A 12,908-nucleotide genomic window follows, 5' to 3' on the forward strand; every position below is an offset into this window, starting at 1 on the left:
CTGTATGGTAGGTAGAAGAGTAGGGATAGTTGGAGCTGGATTTGTTGGAGCTACGGCAGCATATAGTTTAACTATGACTGGTAGATGCCATGAAGTTGTACTATATGATATAAACAGTGATCTTGCAAAAGGAAAAGCTATTGATATTGGACAGTCTACAAGTTATTCTGTTCGTGGAACTATAGTAACTGCTGCAGAAGATGCAAAAGATTTAAAAGATTGTGACATCATCGTAGTTACAGCTGGTGTGCCTCGTAAAAGCGACATGACGAGAGCTGATTTACTAATGATAAATGCAAAAATAATGAAGGATGTTGTTGGAAATATCATGAAGTATTCTCCAAATGCAATTATCATTTGTGTTTCAAATCCACTAGATATCATGACTTATGTAATTCACAAGATGACTGGTTGGAATAGAAATAGAATTATTGGTATGGCCGGAGCACTTGACGGTGCAAGAATGGCATATCAAATAAATCAAAAAGTCGGCTACGGTTCTGGTCAAACAAGAGCAATGCTAATAGGTGATCATGGACAAAACATGATACCTCTTCCAGAAATTTCAGCTGTTGGTGGTGTTCCTTTGGATCAGATTGTAACAAAAGAAGATATGGAAGACATAATCGCAAGAACAAAAGATGGTGGAGCTGAAATAGTTAAGTATCTTGGAACTTCTGCTTATTATGCTCCAGGTCGTGCTATCTCAGTTATGGTTGAAGCTATTTTAGATGATAGCAGAATTGTAATGCCATCTTCTGTTATGCTTGATGGTGAGTATGGATACAGAGACATTACTGTCGGTGTACCAGTAGTTCTTGGTGCCAATGGAGTTGAGAAAATCATTGAGCTTGAGTTAGATGAAGAGACTAAGGCTAAGTTTAAAATTTCTGTTGATTCAATTCAAGATGGAATTGATATTTTGAAGGAAAATGATTTCTTTGTGTAGAATCTACACCTTTTGAGCTAAAATCAAAATTCTTAGTGTGTAAAATTTACACACTTTTCTATATGTTTAAAAATAAATATATATAATGTGCAGTATTATAAAAAGCGTGCTAAACTATGTTTCAAATATATTTTAGTGTAAATATTTAACAAAGAGGGATTGCATATGCGTGAGATAGCGTATCAAGAAATAGTAAAAAATGTTAGAGATATAATCGTATATTCTGCTTCAAATTTACCTGAAGATGCTTTAAATGCTATGAAAGAAGCTTACAAGAATGAAAAAAGTCCTGTAAGTAAAGAAGTTTTAAAGCAACTTTTAGAAAATGCTGATATTGCAAGTAGCGAAGCTCGTCCACTGTGTCAAGATACAGGACTGGCAGTTTTCTTTGTAAAAATTGGTGCTGATGTTAAAGTTGTTGGTGGTCTGTTAAAAGACGCTATCAACGAAGGTACTGAAAAAGGTTACATTGAGGGCTACTTAAGAGCTTCTACTTGTCACCCTTTTACTCGTGCTAACAACAAAGATACAGTAGGTTATAACTTGCCGGCAATTATTCATCTTGATATTGTTGAAGGTGACAAGATAGATATTGAGTACGCTGCAAAAGGTGGTGGTAGTGAAAATGTATCACGTGCGAGAGTTTTCCCACCGGCAGCTGGAAAGCAAGGTGTTATTGATTATGTAAGAGAGTGTATCTCAGATGCTGGCCCAAATCCATGTCCTCCACTTACTGTAGGTGTTGGAATTGGTGGAACTTTTGAAAAGGCTGTTATTAGTTCCAAGCATGCGCTATTTCGTAACATAGGTTCAGTAAATGAAGATCCTGAAATGGCTGAATTAGAAGACACCATAAAACTAGAGCTCAATAAACTTGGAATCGGTACTATGGGTATGGGCGGAACAGAGACTGTATTAGCTGTACATATTGAATCTAATCCATGTCACATTGCATCTTTACCTGTTTCAGTAAATGTTCAGTGTCATAGTTCACGTCATACACATATCACTATATAAAGGAAAACGATGAGTAAAACATATCATTTAACAACTCCACTGAGTGATGAAACTGTTTCAGAGTTACACAGTGGTGATATCGTCTACTTAAGTGGCACAGTTTATACTGCAAGAGATGCAGCACACAAAAGATTAGTTGATTTACTAGATGAAGGTAAAGAACTTCCTTTTGATATTAAAGGTGCCGTGATCTATTTTGTTGGACCTACTCCACCTAAACCTGGTGATCCAATTGGAAGTGCTGGTCCAACTACATCTTATCGTATGGATTCTTACTCTCCTCGTTTAATTGCTGAGGGCTTAAAAGGAATGATAGGCAAGGGTAAAAGAAATAAAGATGTAACAGATGCTTGTCAAGAACACAAGGCTGTATATTTTGGTGCTACTGGCGGTGCTGGTGCACTTTTGGGTAAACAAATTAAAAGTGCAGAAGTTATCGCTTATGAGGAATTGGGTCCTGAAGCAGTTAGAAAACTAGAAGTGGTTGACTTTCCGGTAACTGTAGTTAATGACACATATGGTGCAGATCTATATAAAATAGGTCGCGCTCAGTACGAAGTTAAATAGACTTCCATTTTAAAACAAGGAGAATAAATGAATATACATGAATATCAAGCAAAACAAATTTTTGCTAAATACAATATACCAACACCAAAAGGTATAATGGTTGAAAGTGTAAAGGCAGCTATTGAAGCTGCTGAAGTACTTGGTGGTCCTATTTGGGTTGTTAAAGCTCAAATACACGCAGGTGGTCGTGGTCTTGGCGGTGGTGTAAAACTTGCTAAATCTATTGATGAAGTGGAATCTTTAGCTACTGAAATTCTTGGTATGACTTTGGTTACTCACCAAACTACTGCTGAAGGAAAATTAGTTCAAAAACTTTACATCGAAGATGGAGCTGATATTAAAGACGAGTTATATCTTTCTGTTGTTCTTGATAGAAAATCAGAAATGCCTTTAATTATGGCATCTACTGAAGGTGGAATGGATATTGAAACTGTTGCTGAAAATACTCCAGAAAAAATAATTACTATTCCTGTTGACCCAGCTATTGGTTTCCAAGGTTTTCATGGTCGTCAACTTGCATTTGGTCTAGGTATTACTGATAAGATTGAGCAGAAGAACATTATTAAATTTGCAGAAAAACTTTTTAGATTATATATGGAAAATGATGCAGAGATGATTGAAATAAATCCTCTTGTTAAAACTGGTAAGGGCGTGTTTCTTGCACTTGACGGAAAGATGGGATTTGATAATTCTGCTCTTGGACGTCAACCAGAAATCGCAGCCATGAGAGATTTAACAGAAGAAGATGCTGATGAAATAGAAGCTGCTAAGTATGGTCTTTCTTATGTTGCTCTTGATGGTGAAATCGGTTGTATGGTAAATGGTGCCGGCCTTGCAATGGGTACTATGGATACAATCAATTATATGGGTGGAACTCCTGCTAACTTCTTAGACGTTGGTGGTTCTGCAAATGCTGAAACTGTTGCTAAAGGTTTTGAGATTATTCTTAAAAATCCTAGAGTTAAGGCAATTTTCGTAAATATATTTGGTGGAATTGTTCGTTGTGACCGTATCGCTAATGGTATTATTGAAGCTACTAAACTTACTGATGTTAATGTTCCGGTTATTGTTCGTCTTGATGGTACTAACGCTCCAGAAGCAGCAGAAATTCTTAAAAATGCGAATATTCCTAACCTTATTGTTGGTAATGATTTAGGCGATGGCGCTGCAAAAGCTGTAGCTGCTGCAAAAGGAGAATAGTTTATATGAGTATTTTAGTTAATAAAGACACAAAAGTTATCGTTCAAGGTTTTACAGGTAAAGAGGGAACTTTCCATGCTGAGCAGTGTTTAGCATACGGCACTAAAATTGTTGGTGGTGTTACTCCCAACAAAGGTGGTCAAGAGCATTTAGGCAAGCCTGTTTTCAATACAGTTAAAGATGCGGTAAGCTCTACTGGTGCTACAGTTTCTATGATTTTTGTTCCACCTGCATTTGTTGGTGACGCTGTAATGGAAGCTGCAGAAGCAGGAATTACTCTTGCAGTAATCATTACCGAAGGTGCTCCGGTTAAAGATATGCAAGCTGCTAAAGCTCACGCAACTAAGCATGGTATGATGACAATAGGGCCGAACTGTCCTGGTATTATCACTGCGGAAGAGTGTAAGATTGGTATCATGCCAGGTTCAATTTTCAAAAAAGGTAATGTTGGTCTGATTTCAAAATCAGGTACATTAACTTATGAAGGTGCAAATCAAGTATGTAATGAAGGTTTTGGAATAACTACTGCAGTTGGTATTGGTGGAGACCCGATTATTGGTCTTTCATATTTGCAAATATTACCAATGTTTGAAGCAGATCCAGATACTCATGCAATCGTTATGATTGGTGAAATTGGTGGAGATCTTGAGATTCAAGCTGCTAAACTGATTAAAGAGCAAATAACTAAGCCTGTTGTTGCTTTTATTGCTGGTCAAACTGCACCTAAAGGTAAAACAATGGGTCATGCAGGTGCGATCGTATCTGGTAGTGCAGGTACTGCAAAAGAAAAAATGGAAGCGCTTGAAGCTGCTGGAGTAAGAGTTGTTGTTTCACCAGCTGAAATTGGTAAGGCAATCGCAGAGGTCCTAGCTAAGTAATTTACTTTTGTGCGAGCCTCGTAATGTAACAAAAAGTTATATTACAAAGCGCTAACAGCACAATTTATAGTGAAATTATAAAAACTTAGCTACTCTTTGTTGATAAAGAGCAATGTGCAAATTAAATTTGTACTTTAATAATAGGAGAATAAATGGGAACTTTTAAAACTGAAAACCCAGGTAACCAACCTGTATGGGTAAATACAAGCACTGTAAAGCATGTGATATTTGTGTATCAGTATGTCGTTCAGGTGTACTTGGTATGAAGTATGAATCTACATCAACACTTGGTGCAATGATTTCAATTGATCATCCAGAAGCTTGTATAGGCTGTAATGAGTGCGAGTTAACTTGCCCGGACTTTGCTATTTATGTAGCAGATTCAAAAGAATACAAAGCTGCAGGATTTAGTTTTGCAAAACTTACTGACGAAGCAAAAGAGCGCCAAGCTGCTATTATTGCTAATAATTATATGTCACTAAACCAAGGAGCTAAATAATGGCAACTAGAGAAGTAATATCTACAGGGAATGAACTAGCGGCAATTGCAGCGGTTGATGCTGGCTGTATGTTTTTTGGTGGTTACCCACTAACACCGTCAAGTGAAGTAATGCATGTTGTTTCTGATCTTTTACCTGCTAAGGGTGGTGTAGCCATTCAAATGGAAGATGAAATCGGTGGTATCTGTGCAGTAATTGGTGCAGCAATGGTTGGACAACGTGCATTAACTGCTACATCTGGTCCTGGTATGTCACTTAAAGCTGAACAATTAGGTCTAGCTCAAATGGCAGAAGTACCTTTAGTTTGTGTAAATGTTATGCGTGGTGGTCCATCAACTGGTCTTCCAACTCGTGTATCTCAAGGTGATATACTCCAGTCTAAAAACCCATCACATGGTGATTACAAGTCGATTACTTTATGTGCTGGTTCTTTAGCTGAATGTTATACTGAAGTTGTAAGAGCTTTTAATATCGCTGATAGATTCATGCAGCCAGTAATTGTTTTACTTGATGAAACTATTGGTCACATGCATGGTAAAGCAAATATTCCAACTCTAGAAGAAGTTGAAGCTGGAATAGTTCCAAGAAAAAGATTTGATGGTGCTCCTGAGGATTATTTTCCATATCAGTGTGAGCATGATGAACCAGCGGTTCTTAACCCTATGTATGAAGGTTATAGATACCACTTTACAGGTCTTCACCATGATAAAAATGGTTTCCCAACTGAAGAAATTGAGACTTGTAGAAAGTTAATCCAAAGACTAGAAGATAAAGTTGCTCTTCATGAAGATGAAGTTGAGTCTTATGAAGAGTTTATGATGGATGATGCTGAAATTATGATTATCGCTTACGGTTCTGTTTCACTTGCTGCTAAAGAATCAATCAGACACCTTAGAAAAGAGGGTATTAAAGCTGGTTTATTTAGACCAATTACTATTTGGCCTTCCCCAGCTGCTAAAATAAAAGAGCACACTGATAAAATTGAAAAAGTTTTAGTAGTAGAGCTTAATATTGGTCAGTATCATAGTGAAATTCAGCGTGCAGCTGCAAGACTAGACATTAATGGTCTATTTAAAGTTAATGGTAGACCAATATCTCCTTATGAGATTGTAACTAAAGTAAAGGAATTATAAGATGGCATTCAATTATGAAAAATATTTAAGACTTTCAAAGATGCCAACACTATGGTGTTGGGGTTGTGGTGACGGTGTAATTCTAAAAGCATTCGTGAGAGCAATTGAGAAAATGGGCGTAAATCAGAATGATGTATGTGTTGTTTCAGGAATCGGATGTTCTGGAAGATTTTCATCATATGTTGACTTTAATACTGTTCATACAACCCACGGTAGAACTATAGCTTACGCAACAGGCATCAAATTGGCTAGACCAGACAAAATGGTTGTATGTGTTGCTGGTGATGGTGATGCACTTGCTATTGGTGGCAATCATACTATTCATGGCTGTAGAAGAAACATAGATATGACTATGATTGTTATCAATAACTTTATCTATGGTTTAACTAACTCACAAACTTCTCCAACTACCCCAAAAGGTATGTGGACAGTATCTCAAAAAGCTGGTAATATTGACCCAACTTTTGATACTTGTGATTTAGCAATAGCTGCTGGAGCTTCTTTTGTAGCTCGTGAGTCTATGCTTGACCCTAAAAAATTAGAAAAAGTACTTATTAAAGCTATGGAACATAAAGGTTTCTCAATGATGGAAGTTCTTTCTAACTGTCACATTAACCTTGGTAGAAAAAATAAAATGGTTTCTGCTATGGAAAACCTTGAGTGGATTGACAGTATCACTACTCCTAAGAAGAAGTATGATACTTTAACTCCTGAAGAGCAACTAAACTTACTTCCAACTGGTATTTTAAAGCAAGATCTAGAAGCTGACGAGTATTGTGATATGTATGCAGAAATTCAAAAAGTACATCAAGGTCTGAGAAAAACAATATCTCAAGATGACTTTGCGAAAAAAATATAAGGAGACACTATGAGTAAAACATTAATGAGATTTACGGGTGTTGGTGGACAAGGTGTTCTTCTTGCTGGAGAGATTTTTGCAGCTGCAAAAATTAAAACTGGTGGACATGGACTAAAAACTGCAACATATACATCACAAGTTCGTGGTGGACCAACTGTTGTTGATATTCAACTTGATGATGAAGAAATTTACTATCCATATGCAAATGATGGTGAAATTGGTTTCATGCTTTCTGTTGCGGATGTAAGTTATAATTCTTTTAAGAATGGTGTTATGCCAGGTGGAACAATAGTTGTTGATCCAAACCTAGTTCATCCAACTGATGCAGATCGTAAAATGTGGAAGATTCATGAGATTCCAATTATTACTATCGCCAAAGAAGAGGTTGGTAATGTTATTACTCAATCTGTTGTAGCATTAGCAATCGCTAATACAATGATGAATGCTATTGATAAAGATACCCTTATCGCAACAATGCTTTCAAAAGTACCTGCTAAAGTTCACGAAGTAAATAAAACTGCTTATGAGCTTGGTGAAAAATACGCTAAAGAAGCTATGGCTTAATTAGCTATGTTAAAGGACAGCCTGTAATGGGCTGTCCTTTTTTAAACTCTTTATGTAATATTAATTAGTATTAAATTCTTACACTTTCCCAAAAAAACTCAACATGCTTTTCAAACTGAGTTGATATTGCAGTTGTGGAGTCATTATCAAACCTCATAAGTGTTATCTGTAATCTCATATAGAATAGGGTGGATAAAAATTCATAAGACATCATCATAGGATCTTGTGATCGTATGAGTGAGTTTTGCATCATTATAAAGAATGCCTCAGAGAGTATCTTTACATTCTTATCGTGAAATTCACTCATAAACTGCTCTCTAAGCTCTTTGTTTTGGAAAAGCTCTATCATGAGTAGTCTAAACATGTTTTCGTTGCTCTTATCAAACGTGAGAAGCTTATACTGCATCGTAAAGTTTTGCAAAAAAGCTTTACCTTTCATAGCAGATTCTTTTATATCTGTATTTCCCTGAGAGAATGGCGAACTAAATATACCTTTTGCAACCTCTAGAAATATTTCCTCTTTATTCTTGTAGTGATTATAGATAGCACTCTCTCTAATACCTACTTCTTTTGCTATTTTTCTTACACTTGTACCTTTGTATCCAAGCTCAGAGAATAGGGCAGTTGATACTTTTAGTATCTTTTGTTTTGTACCGGTTCTTTTATGTGGTGTCGTATTTTCGGGCATTATAGACCTTTTTTATTTAGTGAACAAACGTTAACTTTAAAAGAATTATATATGAACACTTGTTAATTTAAGCTTATTTTATTAAGAACATTTGTTCATTTATATTCAGACTGATATGAACAAGTGTTCTTGTGTTGATAAAACTGATTTAAAGGAAGTTTTTTGTACTATTTCACAGGTACAGCAGATAGTGACTTGGCTTATTTCAAGAGGAAAGTCCGGGCTGCTATAAGACAGTGTTCCATTTAACTAATGGCCGTAGTAATGCGAGGGAAAGTGCAACAGAGAGTAGACTGCCGCAGCAATGCGGTAAAGGTGAAAGGGTGGAGTAAGAGCCCACCAGTCTTTATAGCAATATAGAGAGCTTGTAAACCCAACATGGCAGCAAGAAACAGATGGTCAGCGTCTTATAATGCTACTGTTTCGCTAGAGATACTATGTAAATAGTAAAGTAGATTAATGCTATCAAAACAAAACCCGGCTTACGCTGTACCTATTTTATAAACAATACTAATTAATATCAATACTCAACTAAAATGTGTAGAATTATTATTTCAAGAGAATTTACATTATGTTAACCAATGAAACTTATTATTAGGAATATAAAAATGTTATTTAAAAAACCAATTTTAATCCTCTCGTTACTACTTAGTGTTTCTACGCTTTATGCAAATGAATTTAGTTTTAGAAAATATGATCATGTTAAAGCGTTTTATAAAGCAAATTGTATAGAGGCTATAGAAGTAGCTAAAAAGCATAAACTGCCTCCTGCTGCCATATTAGCTATAGCAGGACTTGAATCTGGATATGGAAGAGGATATGTAGCTCAGATTACAGGAAATATTCTTAGTCTGGGTGCCTTTAAAGGAGATAAAGAACTTCCTAGATTGTATCTACCCTACTCTAAATCAAAACAGAGTGTTATATTTAACCCTAATGAAATAAAAAAACATGCCAAAGATGATTTAACATGGAAAAAAAGACCAAAAAGCTTAAAAAGAGACTATAGACCTTCCCCATATGCTGGAACAACAAAGAATCTTGAACTTTTGACTTATGATAAAAGACTAAAGTATAGTGCACATAAGGCCTGCTTTAATGATTTTGCAACTAGATGGATAATAGACAGTTCAAAAGTAAAAGTTTTTAAGGAAGCTCGTATTTGGTTAGATGAGTTAGTTGAAAAGCATGGCATAGAGATACTATTTACTAAAGATGTAAATGTTAAGTTTATATCAAAGATTGGTGGGCACCCTCACTCTTTTAATTATAGAGAAACTTGGCCAAAAAAAGCTAAGCACATTATGAAAAAAGTTGGACTTGTTAAGCTCACAAATGATATTCAATTTAAAGCTATGAAGTTTGATAGCGCCTGGAGTAATAATATATGAATTCAAGAAAACAACAATTAATAGAAGATATACAAAACCTTTTAAATTCATACGATAGTGAAAACACTACGTCTATAAATCCCGATCTATTAGAGTTTATGGATGACAATACATTGATTAATATTATAGATTCCTTGCTAAATCAAAAAGAAGAATCTAAAGAAACTGATATTGCATGGCTAGAACAATTTAAAAAATATGATATTTAGTTAGCTGTTATAAGGTTAACAAAAAGAAATTTAATATTTTACAACAATTCATTAACCCCATAAACCCCCCAAAAATACGAGCTTCTACTCTTTTTTTGTTTTTTTAAATTGTCACAGCACTTCATTTGTTACCGAAATATCTGTACAATAGTGTTAATATTAAACAAAAAAGGAATTAATATGGCAAATATTGATTTAGTTCAGTTAACTGGACAGACTAAAAAATTGACAGCAATGATAGTTGAAGATGAAAAGGTTACTAATGAGCTTTTAAGCTCTACTTTTAAAAACTTTTTCTCTGATGTTTATTCTTGCTTCAATGGTGATGAAGCATTGAGCACATATAACAGAGTTAAGCCAGATGTTGTTTTCGTTGATATAGTTATGGCCGGTATGGATGGTATAGAATTATCTCGTAGAATTCGTGAAATCAACCCTACTCAAATTATTATTGTTATTTCAGCAAGTAATGATATTGAGAAGATATCTGAATCTATTGAAGTTGGTGTAAACAGCTTTATTCAAAAACCGATTGATACTAAAAAGATTATTGAGCTTTTAACAAGCGTAGTTGCAATGATTACTAAAAAAAGAAAGATTGAGACAAAGACATTCTCTATCTCTCTTCCTTTAGATCTTTATGATTTAGTAAATGATAATGCAAAAGCTGAAAGCATCTCTAAAAATGCTGTTATCATTAGAGCACTTAGAGGTTTCTACGAATAATTAACAAAAAATTTACTGAGTTTAGATAATTTAAGGATCTATTAAGACATAGATCTATATAATTTCGGCTCAGTTAAACAAACTGACTTAAGTGGCCCCGTCGTCTAGCGGTTAGGATCCATGGTTTTCATCCATGTTACAGGAGTTCAATTCTCCTCGGGGTCACCACTTACACTTTTTCTTAAACTTCTTCAACCCTATTTCTTCCATTTTCTTTAGCTAAGTAAAGAGCTCTATCTGAACGTACATACAGTGTGTTTGCTGTGTCGTTATTCATTATGTTTGCTATTCCGATGCTTACAGTGATCTTTATAGACTTCTCATCGATAATTAACGGAACTGCCTCAATGCTTTTTCTAATGCGCTCTGAAATACTTTGTGGTGTATACGGCACTTTAGTCTCAATCAGAATAATTCCAAACTCTTCTCCTCCAAGACGACTAAATATATTTTCTTTACGTACATTTGAGTTTATGATATTAACTACATGTTTAATGGCTTTATCCCCTATGTCGTGACCCCAAGTATCATTTATATTTTTGAACAGATCAATATCTATCATTAAAAGTGACATGTTTATATCATAACGCTGAGAGCGGCTTATCTCTCTATCTAGCATTTCAAAGAAGTATCTCCTATTCCAGATGCCAGTCAGAGCATCTGTACGTGATATCTTTCTAAGCTCTTCCTCTACTGTTTTTCTTCTATTGATCTCTTTTTGTAACTTTGCAGTTCTCTCGTAAACTTTTTCTTCAAGCAGTTGTTGGTTAAACTTTACTTTTTCAACCATAATATTAAAAGTATCAAAGAGAGTTTTTAATAGATTCATATTTGAGTATTGAACTTTCACATCGGTATAGCCATCACCAAAGTGTTTAGAGGCCTTATTGATTATATCCAGCGGTGCTATTAGATGTCTCATTGTTAAAATACCGCTAAATATAAATAATGTTGTAATAAAAATAGATAATATTAATAGAGTTTGATAAAAAATTGATCTCGTTTCGTCAACAATACTCTCTTTAGGTACGCAGGAAACCAGTATCCACTCAGTTGCTGGAATCTGTGATACCATAAGCAACTTATCATGAAAAAAACCTATTGAACTGTTCCATAAAGCTGTATTTACATCTTTTACTGGCTTTATCGTAGAAACAATTTCGTCTCCAAGTTCGTTTAGATACTCATGAGTTGACACCGTAATATCGTTTAGTCCATTTTCTTTTGCATTTTTAATTGTTCTATAGTAAAAATTACCTTTATATTCTTGTTTATTTTGTTTTTGAATCTCTTGCATCTGGTCCGGATTTGTAGATGATATAACCTTGCCTTGCTTAGATATTAAAAAAGAGATACTTCCTTTATGCATAGTTGTTTCGTTCAAAATAGATTCTGCGACTTTATTAACAGTAATATCATGAGAGGCTACGCCTAAAAGCTTTTCGTTTTTATCATATATTGGGTATGAAGCGGTAATTAAAACCCCTGCTCCCGCTATATCATTGTATGGCTCTTCCCATCCTACGCTTTTTTGTGCAAAATTTGCTGCTTTGTAGAAGTGTTGCTGGGTCGGTTTATATATATCATTTGCATTTACATAAGGAACATAAGGGTATATAAGCATAAAATCATTGACTGTTGTTATGTAAACCCATGAAAAATGAAAAGAGTTATGTAGTGATTCAAGAGCCGGTGTAAGCTGATGGAAGATGTTGAGTTCTTTACCTATGGCTTCTTTATCTTGGCTTAGGTTTGAAAGTATCATAGATGCATGGTCTGATTGAAATGTAAAATCCTTTTTATCTGTAAAATCATTAAAGAAAGTTATTTGCTCATTTTTTAAGTGTTTATGTTTGTATATTGGTTTGTTTTTAATGTGTTCATACTTTTTTTCGTAAAGCTTTCTATAGCTATCACCGAGTGCTTTAACACTGTTAGATACATACTCTAGATGCGTGTTTACGCCTTTTGCGCTAAGTTTGTTAATAGCTAGAAGATTTTGATTTGCAGATTTTTCTTTTAGGTTTAGAAAAAGGTTGTGAGCATAGTATAGACTAAATGCAATACCGGAGAATAGAATGATATAATTTAATACAAAAATTGCTTTTATACTTTTATTATTTGACACTTTGAAGCCTTTCCTTTCGTTATGGTAATCGAATAAATATTAATTATAAATGAATTATTATTCGTAATTTGTGAGTATAACTATTGATTATGGCAAATAA

14 protein-coding genes, 1 tRNA gene and 1 other RNA gene are annotated in these 12,908 nt (G+C 34.8%); 14 read left to right on the forward strand and 2 right to left on the reverse strand.

Annotation, left to right across the window (positions count from 1 at the left end):
* The first annotated feature begins 4 nt into the window (after window positions 1-4).
* The 9 genes from SMGD1_RS13300 to SMGD1_RS13340 all read left to right on the forward strand — a co-directional run bounded on the left by SMGD1_RS13300 (window position 5) and on the right by SMGD1_RS13340 (window position 7,666).
* Window positions 5-949 (forward strand): malate dehydrogenase, encoded by a 945-nt coding sequence (locus SMGD1_RS13300; RefSeq protein ID WP_008337263.1) that lies wholly within the window; start codon window positions 5-7, stop codon window positions 947-949.
* A gap of 165 nt (window positions 950-1,114) precedes the next feature.
* Entirely contained in the window at window positions 1,115-1,966 is an 852-nt protein-coding gene (locus tag SMGD1_RS13305) for a fumarate hydratase (protein WP_008337341.1), read from the forward strand.
* A gap of 9 nt (window positions 1,967-1,975) precedes the next feature.
* Window positions 1,976-2,533 carry a Fe-S-containing hydro-lyase gene (locus tag SMGD1_RS13310; RefSeq protein ID WP_008337521.1) on the forward strand — a complete coding sequence of 186 codons (558 nt, stop codon included), beginning with the start codon at window positions 1,976-1,978 and terminating at the stop codon, window positions 2,531-2,533.
* Between the two features lie 27 nt (window positions 2,534-2,560).
* Window positions 2,561-3,733 (forward strand): ADP-forming succinate--CoA ligase subunit beta, encoded by a 1,173-nt coding sequence (sucC, locus tag SMGD1_RS13315; RefSeq protein WP_008337152.1) that lies wholly within the window; start codon window positions 2,561-2,563, stop codon window positions 3,731-3,733.
* A gap of 5 nt (window positions 3,734-3,738) precedes the next feature.
* Complete coding sequence (gene sucD / locus SMGD1_RS13320; RefSeq protein ID WP_008337356.1) at window positions 3,739-4,611, forward strand: succinate--CoA ligase subunit alpha; 873 nt, start codon at window positions 3,739-3,741, stop codon at window positions 4,609-4,611.
* Between the two features lie 193 nt (window positions 4,612-4,804).
* A complete protein-coding gene (locus SMGD1_RS13325) occupies window positions 4,805-5,110 on the forward strand; it encodes a 4Fe-4S dicluster domain-containing protein (protein WP_008341548.1) in 306 nt (101 codons plus the stop codon).
* Window positions 5,110-6,243 (forward strand): 2-oxoglutarate synthase subunit alpha, encoded by a 1,134-nt coding sequence (locus tag SMGD1_RS13330; protein WP_008337557.1) that lies wholly within the window; start codon window positions 5,110-5,112, stop codon window positions 6,241-6,243. Before SMGD1_RS13325 ends, SMGD1_RS13330 begins: the two co-directional genes overlap by 1 nt.
* 1 nt (window position 6,244) lies before the next feature.
* On the forward strand, window positions 6,245-7,102 hold the full coding sequence (locus SMGD1_RS13335; RefSeq protein WP_008337183.1) for a 2-oxoglutarate ferredoxin oxidoreductase subunit beta: 858 nt from the start codon (window positions 6,245-6,247) through the stop codon (window positions 7,100-7,102).
* A 9-nt stretch (window positions 7,103-7,111) separates the two neighbouring features.
* The gene (locus SMGD1_RS13340) at window positions 7,112-7,666 is read left to right on the forward strand and encodes a 2-oxoglutarate:acceptor oxidoreductase subunit OorC (RefSeq protein WP_008337347.1); all 555 of its coding nucleotides are present in this window, start codon (window positions 7,112-7,114) and stop codon (window positions 7,664-7,666) included.
* 70 nt (window positions 7,667-7,736) lie between these two features.
* Here SMGD1_RS13340 and SMGD1_RS13345 read toward each other — a convergent pair whose 3' ends face one another.
* Window positions 7,737-8,354, reverse strand: a complete 618-nt coding sequence (locus SMGD1_RS13345; RefSeq protein WP_008337223.1) for a TetR/AcrR family transcriptional regulator — start codon at window positions 8,352-8,354, stop codon at window positions 7,737-7,739.
* 175 nt (window positions 8,355-8,529) lie between these two features.
* Between SMGD1_RS13345 and rnpB the strand changes: the two genes are divergently transcribed.
* The 5 genes from rnpB (at window position 8,530) to SMGD1_RS13365 (ending at window position 10,848) form a co-directional block, all read left to right on the forward strand.
* An RNA gene (gene rnpB, locus SMGD1_RS14505) (RNase P RNA component class A) lies at window positions 8,530-8,854 on the forward strand.
* 108 nt (window positions 8,855-8,962) lie between these two features.
* The gene (locus tag SMGD1_RS13350; RefSeq protein ID WP_008337507.1) at window positions 8,963-9,745 is read left to right on the forward strand and encodes a glucosaminidase domain-containing protein; all 783 of its coding nucleotides are present in this window, start codon (window positions 8,963-8,965) and stop codon (window positions 9,743-9,745) included.
* Entirely contained in the window at window positions 9,742-9,954 is a 213-nt protein-coding gene (locus tag SMGD1_RS13355; RefSeq protein WP_008341551.1) for a hypothetical protein, read from the forward strand. Before SMGD1_RS13350 ends, SMGD1_RS13355 begins: the two co-directional genes overlap by 4 nt.
* Before the next feature lie 180 nt (window positions 9,955-10,134).
* On the forward strand, window positions 10,135-10,680 hold the full coding sequence (locus SMGD1_RS13360) for a response regulator transcription factor (protein ID WP_008337543.1): 546 nt from the start codon (window positions 10,135-10,137) through the stop codon (window positions 10,678-10,680).
* Window positions 10,681-10,773: 93 nt separating this feature from the next.
* A tRNA-Glu gene (locus SMGD1_RS13365) sits at window positions 10,774-10,848 on the forward strand.
* A 13-nt stretch (window positions 10,849-10,861) separates the two neighbouring features.
* On the opposite strand, the gene SMGD1_RS13370 is transcribed toward SMGD1_RS13365, so the two are convergent.
* Window positions 10,862-12,808 (reverse strand): diguanylate cyclase, encoded by a 1,947-nt coding sequence (locus SMGD1_RS13370; protein ID WP_008337470.1) that lies wholly within the window; start codon window positions 12,806-12,808, stop codon window positions 10,862-10,864.
* Window positions 12,809-12,908 lie beyond the last annotated feature (100 nt).

It is taken from the genome of Sulfurimonas gotlandica GD1, assembly GCF_000242915.1.
Lineage (GTDB): Bacteria > Campylobacterota > Campylobacteria > Campylobacterales > Sulfurimonadaceae > Sulfurimonas > Sulfurimonas gotlandica.